Source organism: Roseateles sp. P5_D6 (assembly GCF_054049415.1).
On the sequence record NZ_JBFUMK010000028.1, the window covers coordinates 54,481 to 74,340 of the forward strand.

General features: G+C 64.0%; 19 protein-coding genes and 1 pseudogene. 10 read left to right on the plus strand and 10 right to left on the minus strand.

Translation table 11 applies throughout. The features are described from left to right. Positions 1 to 275 precede the first annotated feature (275 nt). Positions 276 to 575, minus strand: coding sequence for a hypothetical protein (locus tag ACXJKM_RS27165; protein WP_457356250.1), 300 nt, complete (start codon positions 573 to 575; stop codon positions 276 to 278). Between the two features lie 261 nt (positions 576 to 836). On the opposite strand from ACXJKM_RS27165, the gene ACXJKM_RS27170 reads away from it, so the two are divergent. Then, positions 837 to 1,040, plus strand: coding sequence for a hypothetical protein (locus tag ACXJKM_RS27170; RefSeq protein WP_457356251.1), 204 nt, complete (start codon positions 837 to 839; stop codon positions 1,038 to 1,040). 110 nt (positions 1,041 to 1,150) lie between these two features. After that, the gene (locus ACXJKM_RS27175; protein WP_457356252.1) at positions 1,151 to 1,804 is read left to right on the plus strand and encodes a hypothetical protein; all 654 of its coding nucleotides are present in this window, start codon (positions 1,151 to 1,153) and stop codon (positions 1,802 to 1,804) included. A gap of 559 nt (positions 1,805 to 2,363) precedes the next feature. On the opposite strand, the gene ACXJKM_RS27180 is transcribed toward ACXJKM_RS27175, so the two are convergent. Genes ACXJKM_RS27180 through ACXJKM_RS27200 form a run of 5 tightly spaced genes read right to left on the minus strand, consistent with a single transcriptional unit; the run spans position 2,364 to position 7,183 of the window. Beyond that, positions 2,364 to 3,359 (minus strand): YeeE/YedE thiosulfate transporter family protein, encoded by a 996-nt coding sequence (locus tag ACXJKM_RS27180; protein WP_457356253.1) that lies wholly within the window; start codon positions 3,357 to 3,359, stop codon positions 2,364 to 2,366. A gap of 13 nt (positions 3,360 to 3,372) precedes the next feature. Next, positions 3,373 to 4,521 carry a patatin-like phospholipase family protein gene (locus tag ACXJKM_RS27185; RefSeq protein ID WP_457356254.1) on the minus strand — a complete coding sequence of 383 codons (1,149 nt, stop codon included), beginning with the start codon at positions 4,519 to 4,521 and terminating at the stop codon, positions 3,373 to 3,375. Positions 4,522 to 4,573: 52 nt separating this feature from the next. Continuing rightward, positions 4,574 to 5,038 (minus strand): cupin domain-containing protein, encoded by a 465-nt coding sequence (locus ACXJKM_RS27190; RefSeq protein WP_457356255.1) that lies wholly within the window; start codon positions 5,036 to 5,038, stop codon positions 4,574 to 4,576. 38 nt (positions 5,039 to 5,076) lie between these two features. Next, positions 5,077 to 5,859, minus strand: a complete 783-nt coding sequence (locus ACXJKM_RS27195; protein ID WP_457356256.1) for a 3-hydroxybutyrate dehydrogenase — start codon at positions 5,857 to 5,859, stop codon at positions 5,077 to 5,079. A 13-nt stretch (positions 5,860 to 5,872) separates the two neighbouring features. Further along, entirely contained in the window at positions 5,873 to 7,183 is a 1,311-nt protein-coding gene (locus ACXJKM_RS27200; protein WP_457356257.1) for an NAD(P)/FAD-dependent oxidoreductase, read from the minus strand. 116 nt (positions 7,184 to 7,299) lie between these two features. Between ACXJKM_RS27200 and ACXJKM_RS27205 the strand changes: the two genes are divergently transcribed. From ACXJKM_RS27205 to ACXJKM_RS27235, 7 genes are all read left to right on the plus strand, one after another. Continuing rightward, complete coding sequence (locus tag ACXJKM_RS27205; RefSeq protein ID WP_457356258.1) at positions 7,300 to 8,217, plus strand: LysR family transcriptional regulator; 918 nt, start codon at positions 7,300 to 7,302, stop codon at positions 8,215 to 8,217. Between the two features lie 99 nt (positions 8,218 to 8,316). After that, complete coding sequence (locus ACXJKM_RS27210; RefSeq protein WP_457356259.1) at positions 8,317 to 8,874, plus strand: sigma-70 family RNA polymerase sigma factor; 558 nt, start codon at positions 8,317 to 8,319, stop codon at positions 8,872 to 8,874. After that, complete coding sequence (locus ACXJKM_RS27215) at positions 8,871 to 9,092, plus strand: anti-sigma factor family protein (RefSeq protein WP_057298845.1); 222 nt, start codon at positions 8,871 to 8,873, stop codon at positions 9,090 to 9,092. Before ACXJKM_RS27210 ends, ACXJKM_RS27215 begins: the two co-directional genes overlap by 4 nt. 223 nt (positions 9,093 to 9,315) lie before the next feature. Then, the gene (locus ACXJKM_RS27220) at positions 9,316 to 9,450 is read left to right on the plus strand and encodes a hypothetical protein (protein WP_457356260.1); all 135 of its coding nucleotides are present in this window, start codon (positions 9,316 to 9,318) and stop codon (positions 9,448 to 9,450) included. A 215-nt stretch (positions 9,451 to 9,665) separates the two neighbouring features. Beyond that, positions 9,666 to 10,025: a hypothetical protein gene (locus ACXJKM_RS27225; RefSeq protein ID WP_457356261.1), complete on the plus strand. Its 360-nt coding sequence runs from the start codon at positions 9,666 to 9,668 to the stop codon at positions 10,023 to 10,025. A 22-nt stretch (positions 10,026 to 10,047) separates the two neighbouring features. Beyond that, positions 10,048 to 10,866, plus strand: a complete 819-nt coding sequence (locus ACXJKM_RS27230) for an ADYC domain-containing protein (protein ID WP_457356262.1) — start codon at positions 10,048 to 10,050, stop codon at positions 10,864 to 10,866. A 54-nt stretch (positions 10,867 to 10,920) separates the two neighbouring features. Further along, a complete protein-coding gene (locus ACXJKM_RS27235; RefSeq protein WP_457356263.1) occupies positions 10,921 to 11,766 on the plus strand; it encodes a PEP-CTERM sorting domain-containing protein in 846 nt (281 codons plus the stop codon). A 384-nt stretch (positions 11,767 to 12,150) separates the two neighbouring features. On the opposite strand, the gene ACXJKM_RS27240 is transcribed toward ACXJKM_RS27235, so the two are convergent. From ACXJKM_RS27240 to ACXJKM_RS27250, 3 genes are all read right to left on the minus strand, one after another. Then, positions 12,151 to 12,333: a hypothetical protein gene (locus tag ACXJKM_RS27240; protein ID WP_457356264.1), complete on the minus strand. Its 183-nt coding sequence runs from the start codon at positions 12,331 to 12,333 to the stop codon at positions 12,151 to 12,153. A 363-nt stretch (positions 12,334 to 12,696) separates the two neighbouring features. Beyond that, complete coding sequence (locus ACXJKM_RS27245; RefSeq protein WP_457356265.1) at positions 12,697 to 17,079, minus strand: hypothetical protein; 4,383 nt, start codon at positions 17,077 to 17,079, stop codon at positions 12,697 to 12,699. An 87-nt stretch (positions 17,080 to 17,166) separates the two neighbouring features. Next, on the minus strand, positions 17,167 to 17,883 hold the full coding sequence (locus ACXJKM_RS27250) for a DUF4145 domain-containing protein (protein WP_457356266.1): 717 nt from the start codon (positions 17,881 to 17,883) through the stop codon (positions 17,167 to 17,169). Positions 17,884 to 18,028: 145 nt separating this feature from the next. On the opposite strand from ACXJKM_RS27250, the gene ACXJKM_RS27255 reads away from it, so the two are divergent. Next, positions 18,029 to 18,541, plus strand: coding sequence for a hypothetical protein (locus tag ACXJKM_RS27255; protein ID WP_457356267.1), 513 nt, complete (start codon positions 18,029 to 18,031; stop codon positions 18,539 to 18,541). Positions 18,542 to 19,078: 537 nt separating this feature from the next. Here the strand turns inward: ACXJKM_RS27255 and ACXJKM_RS27260 are convergent. Beyond that, a pseudogene (locus ACXJKM_RS27260) lies at positions 19,079 to 19,860 on the minus strand (hypothetical protein); the annotation flags it as partial.

Consider the following 19,860-nt stretch of genomic DNA (forward strand, 5'->3'; position numbering starts at 1 on the left):
ACAAGTGTCGCGACGCTGCCCAAACCGCATGACCCAGTCTGCCCATCAGGAGACTCCGTTGAAAGAGCGCCCCATTCTCTTCTCTAGCCGGGAGGCGCGCTGATGGGCTATGAGAACCCGCTGCTGAAGCTTCCAGAGGCCCAAGCGTCGAGTGCCCTGTGCAGCGAGTCGGTCATTTTTCGGCTCCCTGTTTTGCGGCAACTTATTTTGCGCCGGTGGTGGGAGCTGCTCGCCGACAACATTAAGGAAGGCGGTGCCGGATGGAGGCCAGCTGCTCAGACGTGCCAGCCGAACGGGACGCCTACCGGGCCATCAAGGCCGAGTGCCTTCTTCACGGCAACGGCGACATCCCGGGAATCCGGGTCTCCGCTGACCTCTATGGCCAACTGCTCATGAGGGTTGGGGTGCAAACCTCGCGGCGCCTCGCCTCGCGGCGTGTCTTGCACCAGCAAGCTCGAAAAAATAGCGGGGCCGCTATCTTCGTTTGGGCGAACCAGAACGATCTCATGAAACGCCGTGTAGTCCACGCTTGCGAGGTCTGCTTCCAGAACGCGTTTGGTGTTGAAGCGCTGCATCCCAGCCTTCCCTGCAAGTGTTGGAGTGCTGGAAGTAGACACCAATGGAAGCCGCGCGCGACTACGGCTCAATTTCGCGAAAGACGGCCCCGCGTGAGCCATCCGAGCCTCACCGACCGCGCCGTCATCGTGCTGGCCCAGCTCCAGGCGCTGACCGACCATGTCATCAACGACCATCCATAGCGGCGCGCCACCGGCCTTCGGAGCGATCGGCGGTGTAGTCCGGCGCCACCATACTTGGCCCTCCAACCGGGAGAAGCCATGGAGCCCTGCGACAACTGTGACGGCGTGCTGAAGCGGCCTGAAGCCAATTGGGAAGCGAACTTGTCTGAAGTGCCGATGGACGCTGACCGAAACACCATGACCTTCACGCGAACGAAATGGCAGTGTCAGGACTGCGGCTCCGTCTTCGCCCGCACGCAGACCAAGAGCACCAAGCACGTCGTTTGGACGCTTAGCAATTAAGGCTTGCGTCATTCCCTTGAACTGGGCCAACTTGGTCTTTTGGCGGAGGGAGGCTGTGTAGTCACTCAAGCGGCCTCCGGCATACTCTTCGTTACAGGCGGTGGGAGCAGATGGAAAAGATCAAGCACACGCTCACGACGCGCTGGAAGCTGCTCGTGGTGATCCTTTTGCTGGTGCCGGGCGTGCTGACCCTGTTGTGGCTTTATCCACCCATCAGCACCGATGGCAAAGTGGATAGCACCTCGGTCGCAGCCTGGGTTCAAGGCGTCGGCACTGTGCTGGCCGTGCTGGCGGCGGCGTGGATTGCGAGGGACCAGTTCGATTGGCAGCAGCGTGCCGAAGCGAGGCGCCGCGCAGCTGAGCAGTTCGTCGAGCTCGACGTCATTCGCGATGCGCTGGCAGAGCTGGCGCGCGTCACCCGCCATGCGCAGGACGCCGCCAGTGCTCCCGACGTCTTTCGCGCTTTCTACGGAGGCGAAGGTTCTTTCGATGAGCTTGCCTTCGATGCATTGCTCCACTTTTGCGCTGGCGCGCCGCTGAGCGCCTCGCACGGTCCCGCTCTGCATATCCAGCGCCGCAAGATCAACTACGCGGCTGGCGGTGTGGCGCGCTTGGCAGCAGTCTTTCAAAAGATGGCCGACGCCATTCCGCCGCGCCACCATATGGACGCTTCGCATCTCGCAGATCTCGCAGCTCACCGAGAGGCCCTTGATGAAGCTCTTGCGGCGTTCGAGTCGGCAATTCGGGCGCTACCGCGTGATTAGGCGACCCTCCGCTAGTTGGACAGCCAGTGTCTGTGCCTAAGCGGTGATCTGCAACGGGGTTGAGCAAAAAATCGGGGGACGGCTTTGCAGCGGGTACCGTCGTTCGCGGCCGGCGTAGATGCGGCAGCTATGTGCCCAAAGCCGAAATTCCAGATCCACGGCTATGGACAGCACCGCAGCGGGTGCTGCCAGTCGTGGCCTGGTCACGAATGCACGGTCACAGCTCCATAGCAGTCATCCGAGCGCTGAAACATTTGCAAGGCGCTCCAAACGCATGCTCAGGTCCGCCCGCGGTAGCCGACGGGCCGCCACGCTAACCTGCCTCGACGCGGTCGCGCCTAGTGCGGTTCGCGGAGCAGGCAGTTGCGCCACACGTCTGGGGCGCAGCGCTGAAGCCGCCGTGCCACTGCTGGTCGCGCTGGTACACATTGCTCGCCCACCATCCCGTTGCGTTTCTTGGCCTGTTCCTGTTCCTCGGTATCACGCGACCCTATGAACGGCATCAGAGCCCTCTGATCATGCCTTTATGGACATGGGCTCAATCGCGAGATATTTACGCTCAGCGAATCGATGGGGCCGGACGTTCAGCCACACGCCACTGCCGCCACCGAAGGTGAATCAGCATGGCTAAGGCGATGGAGAGGAACATGCTTGCGAAAGCCAGCCAGGCGTAGGGACGCAACGTGGGGATACCGATGAGGATGAGGCCGTCGTTGGAGCCGGGAATCAAGAGGCTGCCCCAGCCCATCAGCACGCCGCCTGTGAAGCAGCGCAGCACTTGAACGAGCAGAGGCCGGGCCGAGCGCCAGCGACCGGCGGTGAGGCCGCCAAGCAGTGCGCCCGCGTACAGCGCGACAAACAGCAGCAGCGGCAACAGGCCTGGGCCCTTCTGCGAGGCACCACTCATGCGCGCCAGGTCTGCCAGCACGTCGGTATAGGCCCAGCTGCCGGCCAGCAGCAGCGTGACGACAAAGCTCGCGCCAATGACGATGGTGGCGGCGTGCGGGGACCAGACCTTTTCGCCCAGCACCCGCAGGCGGCCCGGCTCCTTCAGCACGGCGAGGCCGGGCCACAGGCGCCAGCAGACGTAGCCAATGAACAGCGGAGCCAGCAAAGAGGCAGGGCCTTCCAGCGCTGAGGCGTGGGCCAGCGTCTGCGCGGCCGGGCGCGCGAAGAGGGGCTGCACGCTCAAGCAGCCGGCATAGAAGCCCAGCGGCGTGGCGGCGTAAGCCCAGTTTCCCGAGCCCAGGCGGGCGATGGCGCCGAATACGCAGGCCTGGTTGACCCAGGCGCCCAGCCCGAGCAGCGCGCCGCCTGCGACCGTCCAGGCGTTGGACGCGAAACCGGGAGGCATGCTGCCAGCCAGATGCATGAGCTGGCCGATCGCCAGGCCGCCGGCAACCCATAGCGATGCCTCCAGCATGGCGGCCAGGCGGTGGGCACGGCGGGCGGTGATGACCTCGTCCACTGCCGCCACCATGCAGGTACCACCGCGCTGGATGGCGAAGCCCATGGCGCCGACACAGAGCAAGGCCGTGAACCAGATGGCAGTCATCCTCTTTCCCGGTTCAGACGTGCTCGACCACGCCCTCGATGGGGTCGGTGGGCTCGCGCCAGGGCGAGCGCTCAATCATGCGCATCGTGTCGGCATAGCCGGCTTCGCGGCGTGCCTTAACGCCGGCCGGCGTGAAGTCGATGTCCTTGGTGTGATCCTCGCCCTCCAGCCGGGGCGCCAGCAGATGGGCCACGTGCATGGTGGTGCCGCAGCCCCAGGACGACAGCTCCTTGACGGTCGGGTCAGCCCGCTTGGACGCCGGCAGTTGCTGCGTGAGTTGGCGGATGACGTGGCGCAGGCGGTGGATCTGCTTTTGTCGCGCGATGTGGCTGTCGGCGCGGCTGGCGAACTGGATGTCCTTTTGCCGGCCCATGACCTGCCAGATGGACTCGGGCTCGGGCGCCGTCTGGTGCCACACGTTGACGGCGAAGATCAGCGAGTCGCGACGGCGGCGGTCGTCCAGCACGGCCTCGATGGGTGTGTTGGAGTACAGGCCGCCATCCCAGTAGGGCTCGCCGTCGATGCGCACGGCCGGGAAAGCCGGCGGCAGCGCGCCGGAGGCCATGACGTGCTCGACGCACAGGGCCTCGTGCTCGCTGTCGAAATAGCGCATCGCGCCGGTGCAGGCGTTGACGGCGCCCACTGTCAGCCGTGTGGGGCCATCCTGCACGCCGGCGAAGTCGACCAACTCGGCCAGCGTCTCGCGCAGCGGCTCGGTGCTGTAGTACGCGGCCGACTCCACGCCCACGTTGGCCCGCACACCGCGCAGCGCGGCCCTGCTGGGCTCGAAGAAGGCTGGGATGCCGCGCATCACCGTGGTCATGTTGGCGACCCAGTTGCCCATACCCAGCCAGTCCAGCGGGCCGGCGGTGGTGACCGGCTGCTCGACGTGCTGCCAGAAGGCGTTGAGCCGCTCCATGCGGCGCTCGGGCGGGTTGCCCGCGATGAGTGCGGCGTTGATGGCGCCGATGGAAGTGCCGATGACCCAGTCGGGCTCGATGCCCGCGTCATGCAGCGCCTGGTAGACGCCCACTTGGTAGGCGCCCAGCGCCCCGCCGCCCTGCAGCACCAGCACAACCTGGCCTGGCAGGCCGTGCTGCTCCGCTGGCGGTGCGGTGCGGGCTTTGCGGGCCTTGACGGTGGAGGTCGTGGTGGCGTTCATCGGGTGTCTCTTCTTGGGTTGCTGGACAGGGTCGTGGGCGGTGGCCGCGGCCTTACATCATCTTTTCCATGGTGGCGGGCTTCTTGTCGTTGACGACGTCGGCGATGGTCAGCTCCACCGGCAGCGCGCCGACGTTCTTCCACCAGTGCTTGGTGCCCAGGAACTCGCGTGCGATGTCACCGGCCTTGTGCAAGACGGGCACGCTGCACTTGCTGCTGTACTCGTAGATCTCGCCGCTGTTGACCATGATGAGCGCGGGGCGGTCCTCGTGGCTGTGCAGGGGCACCACGCCGCCAGGGGCGATGGTCATGTGGCGCATGCGCAGGCGGCGCTGGTCGAGCTTGACGTTCTCCTTAGACAGGTCGATGGAGGCCAGCTCGGTGTCGGTCACGCCGACCGGGGCGGTGGCCGCACCTTGCAGCGCGTTGGCGGCGAGCTTGTCGGCCGGGCATTCGCCGGCATGGGCGGCGCCTGCAAAGGCGAGTGCAGTGATGGCGATGAGGGTCAGTTTTTGCATGGGAGTTCTCCTTGGGGGTGGGTGGGCTGAGCCCGGGCTTACTGCGCCGTCCAGCCGCCTTCGATGGGCAGGATGGCGCCGGTGATGGAGGCCGCGTCGTCTGAGCACAGGAAGGCCGTGAGGGCGGCGACCTGCTCGACGGTGACGAACTTCTTGGTGGGCTGGGCGGCCAGCAACACGTTGCGCACCACCTCTTCGGGGCTGATGCCGCGGGCCTTGGCTGTGTCGGGGATCTGCTGCTCGACCAGCGGCGTCAGCACATAGCCGGGGCAGACCGCGTTGACGGTGATGCCGCCCTCGGCCACTTCCAGCGCCACGGTCTTCGTGAAGCCCGCGACGCCGTGCTTGGCCGTCACATAGGCCGACTTGTAGGGGCTGGCTACCAGCGCATGGGCTGAGGCGATGTTGACGATACGCCCGAAGCCCTTCTTCTTCATCGCCGGCAGTGCCAGCCGCGTGGTGTGGAAGCAGGCCGACAGGTTGATGGCCAGGATGGCGTACCACTTGTCGACGGGGAACTCGTCCACCGGCGAGACGTGCTGGATGCCGGCGTTGTTGACAAGCAGGTCGATGCAGCCGAACTCGGACAGTGCCTTGCCCATCATGTCCTCGATGGCTTCGGGGCGACTCATGTCGGCGCCGTCGTAGCGCACTTGCACGTCGTATTGCTCGGCCAACTCGCCGCGCAGCCGTGCGATCTCGGCGGCGTCGCCAAAACCGTTGAGGATGATGTTGGCGCCTTGGGCGGCCAGGGTGCGCGCGATGCCCAGGCCGATGCCTGAGGTCGAGCCTGTGACGAGGGCGGTCTTGCCAATGAACATGATGCGGGTGCTCCTAGTGATTCGTGGGTTGGGCAGGTGGTGGCGTATCAACGTCCGCAGTACGCGTGAAGCGCAGATGAGTGACGTCGGCAGGGAAGAAGAGGCTCCAGGTCCACTCGACCCAGATGCGCACCTTGCGGCCCAGCGTGGGCATGCGCATGAGGTAGTAAGCCCGCCATAGCAGCCATGCAGGCAGGCCGGTGAGCTTGATGCCGAAGACCTGTGCCACACCGCGGTGATGGCCGGTTGTGGCCATCATTCCGCGCGATTCGTGATTGAAGGGGCGGGTGGGTTGGCCAGCGATGTGGCGCAGCAGGTTTCGCGCGAGCTGTTCGGCCTGAGCCACGGCGAACTGCGCCGTCGGCGGGCAAGGCTGGCCATCGGCCAGGTTGAGGGTCGCGGCGCAGTCGCCGACTGCCCACAGGCCGGGCCGGTCGGGCACCTGGCCATCGGAGTCGGTCACGATGCGGCCACGCAGAGTCGTGAGACCCAGGCGCTCTACCAATGGGTTGCTGCGTGCGCCGATGGTGCAGACGACGGTGGCGGCCGGCAGGCGTTCGCCGCTGGCCAGGTCAACGCCATAGGCGTCCACGTTGGCAGCACGCGCGCCCAGGCGCACGTCCACGCCGCGCTCCGCAAGCGACTTGGCGGCCGAGATGCCCAGTGTGGCCGGCAGTTCCGGCAGCAGTCGGTCGCCGTCGTGCAGCAGCGAGACGCGCAGCTCGTGGGCCTTCACGCGGGGATAGCAGCGCAGTGCGCTGCGGATGAAGTCCACGACGGCACCGGCCACCTCGACGCCCGAGAAACCTCCGCCGATGACGACGAAGTGGCCCAGCGAGCGTCGATGCGCCTTGTTGTGGCTCAGCTCGATGTGGGCCAGGCGCTGCAGCAGGCGGTTGCGGATGTGCATCGCGTCGCCCACCAGCTTGAGCGGCAGCGCATGCTCGGCCAGGCCCGGGATGATGTTGAGGTTGGCGCGCTGACCGAAAGCCAGTACCAGATGGTCGAAGCTCATCTCCAGCGGGCCGGCCAGCGTGGAGCAGCTGAGGGTCTTGGCCGCGTGGTCGACACGCTCCAGCCGGCCCATGATGAAGCGGGTCGTGACCAGCATCTCGCGGATCGGCGCGATGACGTGCTCAGGGAACACGGCCGCCCCCACCACCTCGGCCAGCATGGGGTTGAAGGTGGTGTAGCTCTCTTCGCTGAGCAGCACGAGTTGCCAGCCCGGCGGCAGCTGTGCCTCCAGGCGGCGGGCCAGCGTGGTGCCGGCAAAGCCGCCGCCGGCGACGACCAGGGTCTTGAGGGGTTGGGTGGGGGTGTTCATAGGCTTGCTCGTCAACGGGGAGAAGCTTAGGAACCGGGCCCGCGGCGCGGAAATCGCAACAATTCATCGCGCCATCGGCGGCGGTTATCGGCGACGTGCTTTTTCACTGAAAGGTTTTGCGCCCGTCCTCGACCGAGGTGCGCATGGAGCTCTACCAGATCCGCTATTTCCTGGCCGTGGCCGACACGCTGAACTTCACGCGTGCGTCGGAGCGGTCCTTCGTGTCGCAGCCGGCGCTCACCAAGGCCATACAACGGCTGGAAGAGGCCATCGGCGGACGGCTTTTCGACCGCACCAAGAACTCGGTGCAGCTCACCGAGCTGGGTCGGGGCATGCTGCCCAACTTCCGCCAGATCTACGAGACGGCCAATCACGCCCGCGAAGAGGCCAGGCGCCTCACGCGCGTGCAGCGCGAGGTGGTGCGCGTAGGCGTCATGTGCACCATCGACTTCCACCAGGTGCTGCCSGGCTTCGTGGAGAGCCAGGAGGGCCGCACCGAGGTGGAACTGAGCTTTCGCGAGGGCAACCTGGAGGCGCTGACCGATGCGCTGGATCAGGGCGACGTGGACGTGGGCATCATGTGCTCTCCCTATGAGATCCCCAAGCGCTTCGCCGCCACGCCGCTGTTCAGCGAGGACTACGTGCTGGCCATCGGCGACGACCACCGCTTCAGCGGCCGCGTCAGCGTGGAGATGGCCGAGCTCAATCGCGAGCGCTATTGCGAGCGTGTGATGTGCGAGTTCTCGACCTACATCGAGCGGCTGCTGCGCGACCGCGGCGTGCGGCTGGAGGTGGTGCAGCAGTCATCGCGCGAGGACTGGATTCAGGCCTTGGTCCGCGCCAACTTCGGCGTCGCCTTCATGCCCATCTCCATCGCCCGCGCCGCTCGGCTTGCGTACGTGACCATGTCGGACGTGCCCATCGTGCGCGAGGTCAGCGTGCTGACCCAGGCCGAGCGTCCCACAAGCCCGGCGCAACAGGCCGTCATTGATTCGCTCGTGAACCACGGCTGGGAGGAGGGACGGCCGGGCTGACCCCCTAGAACCATTCCTCGACTGTTCCGCGGCCGTGCGGCAAGCTGCAGGCAAGGCGGCGCTTTGTAAACTGGACCATCGCGATTGCCATGGGACCCCATGACCGACTTTGCGCTACAGGTTGAAGGCCTGCGCCCTCATCTGCTGAGGTTCGCGCGGGCTCAGTTGAGAAACGATGCATGGGCCGAGGACGCGGTGTCTGAGTGCCTGCTCGCCGCACTGGAGCGCCCGCAGTCCTTTGGTGGCCAGTCCCAGCTCAAGACCTGGCTGATCGGCATCCTCAAGCACAAGCTCGTTGACCAGTTGCGCCGCAACACCCGTGAGGCGACGGTGCTCGTTGGCGAGGACGGCGAGGATCTGTTCGACGACCTATTTCAAGCCGACGGCCACTGGCGTGAAGCGCCACGCGACTGGGGTGACCCCGATGCTGCCTGCTGCCAGAAGCAATTCTTCGAGGTGCTGCAGGTCTGCTGCGAGCACCTGCCGCCTACGCAAGCCCGCGTGTTCATGATGCGCGAGTGGCTGGAGCTGGAGTCCGACGAGATCTGTCGCGAACTGGCCATCACGTCCGCCAATCTGTGGGTGCTGCTTCACCGCGCGCGCATGAGGCTGCGAGATTGCCTGCAGGTGCGCTGGTTCGACGAGGTGGCCACATGAGCCTCAAGAACACGCTCACTTGCCGCGAAGCCGCGCGCCTGCTGCTGGAAGACGAAGACCATGAAATTCCGGCCGCCGACCGTCTGGCCCTGCAACTGCATGTGCGGGTCTGCTTCGCCTGCGCGCGCTTCGTCGCCCAGCTCAACCTCATGCGACGCGCGACTCGTGCCTGGCGCAAGCACAGCGAGACTGGCGATGACGAGGCGATCATCGAGTAGGAGCATGCTGCGGCGCATAAGCCCGTAGTTGCTGTTAGCTCAACTTGCGCCGGCCCCGTGGGGGCCGTGTGCTTCACGCGCTGGTTCCAGTAGGCATTGAGTACGCGCCAAGAATCGGGTGCGGACCTGATGCCGACCTCAGCGTGAGCGCGACCTTACCCGACACCGGTCCGCCACAGCCAGCCCGCCGCCGAGCCCCTCCAACTCGGCGCGGAAGCTGTGGATGCAGACGCAGACGCAGACGCAGAAGCTTTGGTTGCTGCTCGGCGGAGCGAGCCGCCTCGGCGGCGCTCGGCCGCTCGACGCCAAAGCTAACGACGTAGAAGGTGCACGTTATGCACTTCTCGTCGAAGGCTGACGACAGAGCGGCAGCCTGCCCCGCGTAGTCGCGAGGCGCGCGGGCGCCTTACATACACGTGCGTCACCGGTTCAAGGGGCATCTCGCCAAGTAAGGACTAGGCGCGTCGGCGGACCAAACCAAGCGCCTTCACGCTCCATCCGAGGCGATCGCGTATCCCCAAGTAGCGACAGGTGCGTTTGCCGTCGCAACACATCCACCCCAAGGAAACCTCCATGAAGACCACCATGCTCCGCACCATCCTCTCTGCTGCCTTCGCCGTCGCCGCGCTGGCCCATGTACCGGCCCAGGCAGCTGCGTTGGCGAACGGCACACAGCTCAACGGCCTGTATACCAACGGTCTGTACACGAACGGGCTGTACACGAACGGCCTCGTCCTCAACGGGATTCAGATCAATGGCCTCGTCCTCAACGGGATTCAGATCAACGGCTTCGTCGTCAACGGGATTCAGATCAACGGCTTCGTCGTCAACGGCATGAAGTCCAACGGTACCGACCTGAGCGCCCCAAGCGCCGCGTTGCCGCAAGTCGAAACCATCGTGCTGCGCGACGGCCGCAAGCTGGCAGTTCGCTGACCTGTCCCATCGGGACCCGACCATGGCCGCCATCAACACCTGGGTTCTGACTACGCTGGGTTGCGCCCTGCACGGGCTGGTGGCCGCCGCGGCGCCAATCGCGCCCGTCGCCCCGCTGCGCGCCGAGGGCACCGAGTGGGTGTTGCAGACCGAGAGCGGTGCACTGCGTTCAGCCGACCTGGTGGGCGCCGAGCTGCGCTTGGCCGGCGGCGCGGCGTTACGCATCGACAGCGTGCAACACATCAGCGGCGGCTCGGAACGCGGCTGGTGGGCCCACGAGTTGTCGGTCCGGACCGAGCAGCAGGGCTGGCAGCCGCTGTGCTCACCGCACAGCGACGGCACGCACTACGCCGTGGTGCTGCCCGGGCGCGAGCAGGCCGACGGCTCGCTGAGCGAAGACGCCACGGCCTTTGCACTGAGCTGCACCAGCGGTGCCCTGGCCAAATGCCTTCGCATGGGCTATGAGCCATGGCAGACCACCCCCACCGGCGTGCCGCTGCGCAGCACCTTCAACGCATGTGCGCGCATGGTGCGCGCCGACTACGGCGGCCACGGCGTGCCCTACACCGAAAACGGACACCAGATCGATGTCTACGACCCGCTCGGCGTGCAGCGGCCAGACCTGCTGCCCGGCCAGCATTTCGAGGCGGGTTGGAGCGAGTACGGCGCGGTCTGCGTGCACCACGTGCGCGTGGAACACAAGCTCACGCTGGCTCAACTGGAATCGCTCTACCCGCGGTTGCGCGGTCGCGTCGGTGAGGTCTGCACCGAGGACTTTGCGCGCGCGCATGGCGCCCTGCTGTTCAACCGCTCGGACCCGCCCGGCACGGTGGCGCGTTGAATCAAGTTCCCGCTTAGCTTGCCCTGAACTCCATCCCCAACCCATAGAGAAGCCATGATTCGATTCCGGAAATACGCCCTTGCCTTACTGGCGACCGCAGCATCAACCGCCATGGTGGCCCCGGCCCACGCCGGGCCGGTGTCTACCCTGTACCTCACCAACGTGTCATCCAAGAGCCTTTACACGGTTCAGGGTGACGTAGTCACCGGTTCGGCGCCCACCTACTGCAACCATTGTGAACAGCCCATCGCCGTGTATGGCGACGTTCGCACCATGGGCAATGGCAGTGGCTTTGGCGGCCGCTACAACCTCGATCTGACGCAAACCGGCACGACCTATGTGCAGTCGACCAGCGTGGGCCTCGTCGATGGTGCCACCGACGGCCGGCGCAACTATGCCGTCGCAGCTGGCTTTGGCGGCAACCCCTCGGGCGTCTACTCCTTCGACCGTGAATGGGGCGACCCAACCTTGCTGTTTCTGCTGGACGACGGTGCCCGGGCCTCGGGCATCACCTACGACCCGACCAACGACACGCTTTGGCTGCAGGCCACCGTGGACACGCCGAGCGGCGCCGCAGGCGAGCTGCGGAACTATCAGATGGATGGCCGGCTGATGACTTCCCTCAGCGATTTGGTGGGTGGGGCATTGGCGATGGACTACGCCGACAGCACTTTGTGGGTGGTTCGGGGGCCGACGCAGTATTTCGACCAGTACAGCCGCAGCGGCATGCTGCTGCAAACCACGTCCTATGCAGGCCTGGTCGGCAAGAACGGCACCGGCGCCGAATTCGATCTGGCTGCGGCGGCGACCACAGTGCCCGAACCGGCCAGCCTAGTCATGGCCCTTACCTCGCTGGCGGGGTTGGGAATGGTCAGCCGCAGACGCCGGAGTCGGTCCTGAAGTTCCGAGCCGGCCAATCGCCGACTTCACGACGCAGGTTAACGCGCCAAGTCATAGCCTTGTCCAATGCAATTGATGAAGCTATCAACTCGCCCCAGCCGACGGTCCACCCCGGGCGATGGCGGTGCGGTTGGCCGCCTGCTGCGCCTGCCCTTGCTGGTCATAGACCAGCTGGCTATGGACCGCCAATCGTTCCGCAGGCCAACCGTTCAACGACCGTTGCCGCCGGTAGCGGCCGCTGGATCGCGAATCCTGGATGACAGCGCCCAGCCTGTCGCCGCGGGTCGGCGACTTTCGGCTTTGGGCACTTTGCTGCCCCACGATTGACGAATCCGAGCGGCAGCAGCCAGCCTCAAGCGGTCTCCGCCTACTCCGCGCCGATCTTCACAAGTTGATGAACTCTGTGGTCAGCTCTTGATCGGTCTTCGCGATGCCCACCTTCATGCCATCGTTGATGGCCTTGCGCGACACGATGTAGAGCTGAACGGCCTTGCGCAAGGCCGTGGCCTTGCCCTCGTCGTCCTCCCCTGCAATCTCCTCGAACTCTCGATTCAAGCGCTCGGACATGGTGACTGAAAACCGTGCCACTGAAGGTGTTGCCAATCTGAACCCCTTTGCAACGTCGGGCGGCACAATGCCGCCGCCCACGGATCCTACGTGTCGCCCCCTCGGGCAGTCATCGGCATCGCGGGCCCCATCCAATGCTGCTGATTAGTTGGCCCAGCGACGAGTGCAGTGCGTCTGCCACCGTTGATCACCCGCCATGCTGTGGGCAACGCGACGCGTTGTCCAGGTCCGCTGCGTGATATCGGGGAGCTTCCGAGAGTCTGCATTCAGATCGCCGTCACGGTAGACGGCAAGTCGGTAGCCACATCGTTGATGGCCTGAACCGCGCAGCAGGTCCGTACCCGGGAGCGTTCGGCACTGACATCACTTCTTCGACCTGGGCCGGCGAGGTGATGTGGATGCCCGTTTTGCGCTGGGCTTTTTTCTGGCGGCTCGTTTGGGCGCTGCGGCCTCCGTAGGCAATCGCGGTCGCAGATCCAAGACGCGCGCCAGCACTCGTGCGTCACCACCCAGTCGCTGTTGCGCCAGCTGAGCGGCCTCGCTCAACACCCGTTGAAGACCAACCAGATCAATCTTGGCGCCGGTGTCGGGATGCTTCCAGCCGCGGCTGGGATCCTTGACGGTCACCAGGAGGCACCCCGTTCTAGCATCCCGGTGAGCCATGTATTTGCGCACCAGCTGATCTTGAATGGTGTCGCGCAGTTCAGCGGCAGAGCGGCTCTTCTCACCGACTTTCAGCTCAATGGTCGCCTGGTGGCCAGAAGTCGAACGCAATCGAATGTCGGTCTCCTTGCCATCCGCAGTCACGGCCTCCTGATCGACTGTGTATGCGTTCTGTCGACTCACCTCGAACTCACGCGCGATGGCCGGTCTGAGCGCGTTCTCGTCCTCAACCATCGCCCAGGCCGCGCGAGGGCTGGTGTCGCGCAGCATCAGCTCCGCCAGATCGTCTAGCCGATCAACGAGCAGGTGTGCCATGTCCGAACCGGTCTTGGGCGGCAACTCGAACCCGTGCAACATGCCAGCGATCTCGGGGACATCGAACACGCTCGAATCAATCTCAGCGGCCAGGCGCTCGCGCGTCAGTTGGCGGATGTGGTCGGTCATATGGAAGAAGTTCGCGTCACCCGTGAGGAAGAGCTTGGCTGGTGCCGCGCCAGCGCCGGCTCGCGACATCAATTCGTTGAACGTGAAGCGTCGCGCGTCCTCTGCATAGTCGCGATCAACTGGGGAGTAGCCGCCCACATGCACCACATCATCTCCCGGCCGGATGTGCCACTGAATGACCCTGACAAGCAGCGCGAGTGATTCAGGCGGCAGCTCTTCGCGCCAGTTCTTCCTGCCAAAGGCGTGCCGCTCGCCGAACAAGTAGCCGATCAGCGCTACTGCGGTGCCATCCTTCTCGATCGGCAGCGGTGCCAGTGCGTTGAACAACCGCTCCAGTCCGGCAAGCGGGGCCGCTCGACACAGCACGCCGATCCAAAGGTTCCGATACGCCCCCTCGATGTCGTGATCCAGCTCCCTGATGCCCATTTTGGTCAACGCGCTCTTCGAAGACGGCGTCTCATGGGTCAACAGCACGCTGGCCACTTGCTCCAGCTTGACCTGCAGTGCTGGGTTATGGGGCTGCCGTGTCAGCTTGGCTGCGGTGCGCATCCACGCGATCAGCCGCGCCTGGACCAAGCTCGAAATTTCGGCCGGCCCGTACCGCAGCTTCTGCAGATTCATCGAGTACCAGTTCGGCTGCGTGCTGGGTTCAGACAGCTCGTCTTCGAGTTCTTCACCCAGAGTCTGCTCAACGATCCGGGGGTGCACTTCCGCCAACGCCACCGTCCAGCTGGGCAGGCTGTTGGATTCCAGCATTGCATAGCGCATGGCCAGCTCGGTTTCGTCAGCGGTCAGCTCCGCTGCCCAGCCAGGGACTTCGGCCTCGGCGTACACCCCCATCAAGCCATTTGTCCAGACCACAAGGTGTGTGTCCTTCTCCCCAGCCTTGCGCTCCTTGCGTGAGGTTGGACGCATCGAACGCCATTCAGCCATCAATGCCTCCCTCAACAAATCGGTGACGCCGGCGCTGAAGTTGCGCTGCAGGAACGGCCTGTTCCAGCGCGTCTCGCCCTGGCTCTTGCGCCTATGCCGCATCGCAATCGAAATGTTCCAGATCGTGGCCGAGCGCCGCTCCGCAGACAGCGCCTCCGCGGGCTTCCTGGCCAGCGCCTTCCAAATCCTTTGCCAGACCTCCCGCTCCTTGGCGGCCTTGCGGTGACGCTTTTTTGCATCGCTCTTTTGGCGCGCCTGCATCTTGAGCAACTCCGGCGACGGCTTGCATGCTGCGCGCGCGGACTTCAGTTGCTCGAGGAGCGCCGGCGAGTCAGCGACTGCCCGCTTGAGGGCAGACACCCCCGACAGCTTTCCGTCCTTCATCGGTGCGAGGTAGACCGCCAGGCGGAGCAGCATCGAACGGAACTCGATAGGCGCGGTCTCCTCGCTCAGAGCGGTCAGAACCCACTGCTGATCTTGCTTGAGGGTGTAGCTGAGGGGTGCATCGAATGCCAGGCGACCGAGCCGAAGTTCAGGTCGCGACTCGGGTGGATAGCGTCCGACCATCCAGGTGTAGTCCAGCATGAAGACTTGCCGTCGCTGCTCCGGTCCCAGGGCATTCAAACGCTTGCTGAGTTCAGCGTTTCGCGCCTTCTCGTGGTGCGGCTTGCTGGCCGACCGAAAGGCGATGACCGCTGCTGCCAACACCTCGTCGGTGCTCTGTTTCGCGTCGAGCAGGCGTTCGCAGACAGCCCTCAAGATGAGCGACGTCTTGAGTCGACCTTCAGGCTCCGTCACTTCCCCGTCTTCATCGGCCTTGACCAAAGCGCTCGTCGACGCGGTCAGGCCATGCAGCAAGGCTTTGAGGCGTGGCACGTCCAATTCAGCATGCTGGACCATACGGGCGATGGTGTTGGCGTAGTCGCTTTCGTGGGGTGAATCTCGCTCAATCTTGCCAAGCAAGGTCAGGAGTTGCCCGTCGGTGACATGCTCCGGATACAGATAGCTGCACACCCAGCGCCCCAACTGCTGCGGCCAGCCGGGCGCCATCGACGTCGCCAACTGCACGAAGTTCGGAAGTCGCGCGTCGTCCAGCTTCGACAGCACAACAAGTGCCTCGTGTCGTTCGACGTTCCTCACTTTCCGGTCAGCCGCAACGGTGGCTGCAAGGTCAGCACATTCCTTGTACGCACCGGAACCGGTGATTCGAAGAAGCAGATCACGAATCTCTGGGTTCTCGATACCGCCGGCCCACAGCTCAACAATCGTCGTGCCCAATGGCTGACGAGCCAAACGCGAAGTCTGCAGGCTGGGCACGTCCAAGCCACGCCATTGCCCTTTGCCGTGTTGCAAGGCAAACCCTCGCAAGGCCTTCTGGCACTGCGCAGGCTCCAAGGACTCAGGATCGCCATGGATCAGGAGAACGCCAGGATCGACGTCCAGCACCGCTTCGAAGAAGTCCTTTCGCAGCATGGCCAGCCATGCTGCCAGCGGTCGCAAGCTCGGTTTGGCCACCGACTCGTTGTCGTCCGTCAGCCCGAGCAACAGCCGCTTGGCAGAAGCCAGGCTGAGCGTGCCGGTTGATATCTGATGGTCCAACTGGCAAGCGGCCAGATACTCGAAGACCGAGCGGTGTCTGAACCTGACCCGGCCGTAGCCACCATCGCCAAACAGTGGTCGCTCCAGCAACGCTGCGATCTGAGGCACGCTCCATCCAGGCAGCAGGATCCTCGGGTCGATCGGCTCCTCGCCGGATCCTGCGACGTCGGCGTTGTCGCCGTGGCGAATCGCGAAGCGCCTGCACAGCATGACCGCCAGCGCCAGCGCTTGAGCCCCCTGCCTGGCGAGATCCAGCGACAGGTCGGCTTTCTCTCGACGATCCGGGCGTGCGCTCAAGCGCGCGCTGAGGTGGCTTTCAATCTGTTGTCGATGAGGCCTGATCGAACGGTGGATGCGCCAGTCGTCGCAGAGCTCAATCAGCTCCTGCGGCCATCGGGCGAAATCATGAGCATTGCGAGCCTCGATCTCCTTGAGCAACTCTTCTGGCGACGTGACCCGATGCTCTCGTGCGAGCTCCAGGATCTGCTCGTTGCTCAAAGGCTGAAGCGAGAACTCCCTGATCCGGACCTCAGCCTCGTCGTCCTGCTCTGCAGCTGAATCCCGCATCGCAACCTGAACAAACTCATCTCCGACAACTTCTGTGGCCGACTTCAGCGGCACCGGGAGGATTTCGGAGAACGCTTGTCGATCGATGGGCACAGGTCGTGAGGTGACCACGATGACCGCCCGACCCAGCGCGTTGTCCAGATCGTCGGCGACGCGCAGCAGCGCGTCTTTGAACGACCCATAGACCAGTTGCAACTCGTCGATGGAGTCCAAGAAGAAGTAACCCAACTGGGACGGAGAGGCCAACCAGGCCTTGAACCGGGACCTCTGCTTGGGCCTCAGCAGGCCATCAACGCCGCGAGCTGCGATGTGCTCAAGGCGGAGAAAGAACGCTGGTTCTCCCCGGCCGAACAGCAGGTTGGCCTGAGCCTCACATTCATGACTTTTCCCGGCTCCGGCCTCAGCCACCAGCAGCACGCGCGGATGCTGCAGGACCTTGCCCCAGGTGAATGGCTTCCGATCGGTATCAAACTCGCGAGTGAAATCGGTCTCGTCGTCGGACGACGAGGGATCAGCGGTCTGACTGAAGGTGCGCTCCATCGGTCCAGTGTATGGACGGAAGACCCTATCCGACCCTGCCCGCAACGAGCCCGCCGGGAAAGACATGCCGATCCGCGAGGGCCTGAGCTACTCGTTCGGGCTTCTGCCGCCTGGCGTCTTACCCAAGGCCGCCAGCTTGACGTTCAACTCGTCGATCCGCTCAGGCAGTACGAACAGGTACTCGATCAGATCCTCGCAAAGATCCAGGATCAACGTCGCGACCTCTTCGGTCGCCTCTTCCTCAAGACTGAAGTGCGCGCCTAGATTGCCGCCCTTCCTCACGGCACTCGCAAGGTCGAGCAGTGGCTTGCCCAGGTCTACATGTTTAGGGAGCGCCTCGATCTGCTTGGCCAGGACTTCCTTCTGCAGCTTCGCTGGCAATGCAGTCTTTGTGATGCCTTCGAGCAACCGTCGGCACGTAACCGCCGCAGCATTCCATTCCTGAACTCGGACCACATTGACCGCTGACCGGTACGCCCGCTTCAAGGGCTCGGCCAGGCGCTCGCTTTCAAGGATGTGCGAATCGGGCACGCGAGCCTGCGCGGACGGGTGCATGAACAGGCTTCCACCGCACAGTGAGTTGAAGCCCGTGCCGATGTTCATCGTGAAGAACTGGACCTCTTGTTTGCATAGCGGGCAGTTCGCCGATGCATGCCAGTTGTGGCTGCCGGACGCTCGCCACGAGCCCGCCGTGAAAGACACGTTCTGGCGGCAGTACGGGCACATCCAGCCGATGTTGACCGGGTAACTACGAGGACCATCCGCGATCCACGTGGCAACACTGTTCTCTGGAAGCTGATGCACGTCGCTACCCTCCCCTGGTTTGATTTGCAGTATGGCCCTGCGGCGCACGTCAGCTCCGGCGTCAGACCGCCACAATCGGCGTCGCCAAGGCACCGACGATGCTGCGATCACCTCGGTCCCGACGAGTTCAACCAGGGAGGAACAAATGGATTTTGATGAGATGGCCTACGCCGACACGTTTGAGATCAACGGTGTCTCATTCAAGGGATCGCGCGATCGCCACAAGAAGGAAGTGTCCATTCCCTACACAGATGCGCCGACTGTGCGAATCGGTGACGTGATCGTGCAGCAGGCCGGCGCGAACCGGATCGAGCTCAAGGTGCTCGACGTGGAGTTCCTCGCCGGTGGCTCGCTCGAGATCGGAACCCACCATCCGCACATCCTGAACCTGTCGGTGGAGAACCTCACCTCCGCGGCACACCGCACAGCTCCCGCGCCCTCAGCGATCCACATCGGCTCGATGTCTGGACATCAAGTGCAAGTCGGAAGCCACAACTCGCAGGTCGTGACCGTCTCGCTGGCGGAAGTCGTCAAGCAGGTTGCAGCCGCGAACGATCCGCAAGCAAAAGGGTTGATGCGCCAGCTTCTGGAGAACAACACCGTTGCTGCGCTGCTGGGAGCGGGAGCCGCCGGGCTCATTGCAATGCTCGGCGGCTGAACTGAGGGTCAAATAGCCAGTGACGATGCGTCCTTCAACGTGGCCAATCTGATCGGCCTGGTTGAACAAGTTCGGGGCGGCCGCGACGGTAGCCGCATCATGGCGATTGCACTGTAGGTTTAGCGCGACTTTCGAACGCCTCGAATCGGCACAACCTTCGCCGCCAGCTGTTGACGAGTTTCCGCCAGTTCTCGGTCCCGCCGCTCCAACAGCTGGACGGCCTCCCTCCACGCGCAAAAGTAGTGATCAACCAAAGTTGCAAGGCGGACATTAGAGAGGCGCAGCGACTCCTTGTCAGCCTGCAGTCGCGACAGCCGATCAGACGTTGAGGCATCAACTGCGCTGCCGCACCGCAGGTTGTGATCCTTCAGTTGCCCTAGAACTTCGGAGTGGTACAGGTAAAGCGAATTCCGTGAGATACCAGCCTTCTCACAGAGCTCCTTTGCAGTGACTCGCGTTAGTGAATTGGCACCGTTCTTTTTTGACGTTAGTTCTTTAAGCGCCAATTGAAGACGGCGCTTCCCGTCGCGTCCATTTTCATGGGCCACTAGGCTCTCCCCGCTGGTCGCCACCGGACACCCCCCGAACCAGGGCGCGAGCCTCCTCCAGGCGACTACGTGCAATCTTGATCGTCTGCCAAGGCAGCGCCGGCTCGTCCAACAGAGCTTCATGCCGACGAATCTGCTCAGCCCAATAAGGGAGGTGCTGTTCAGATAAAGCAAAGTTCTTGCAGCTCGCGCAAGTTGACGGCTCTCGACGCGTTGGATTTGGGCCAAGCGCATTTCCGGCACAAGCGCTGTGCTCCTCACGGTAGACGCAGTACCCCCAGTCGCAAACGCCAAGGACAAGGCCAGCATCAACAAGCAAAGTCGCAAAGCTCTTGATGTCTTCCTTCAGCCGCGTGCCGCGGAAGGTGGGGCGCTTTCCAATGATTTCGACACCAGCCCTCCCCGCTAGGTTCGGTGCACCGAGCATGCCCTGCCATGCAATCGTCGACTGTTCGACGATCTCGGCTTCAATATCGCGCAACAACTGTTGGTCGGACCCAGCGTATGAAAAGTCGGTTACGGCCCTGTCTCGATGGCCGAGCTGTTGAGCAAGCGCTAGCAGCGCAGTTCGATCGCGCAGCGCCGCGAATCTCGCAAAGGTCTTCCGTCCTTGGTGCGTACCTGGCTTCCATGGCCGACCGTTCTCATCCTTCAGGCCTGCCCACTCTGCGAAGCGCTTCAGCAACGCACGCATCCGATGAGTGTGACCTGCTCCCTCCCCGCCGTACCAATCTAAACGAGAGTGAGTCCGTCCTTTTGGAGAATGACGGA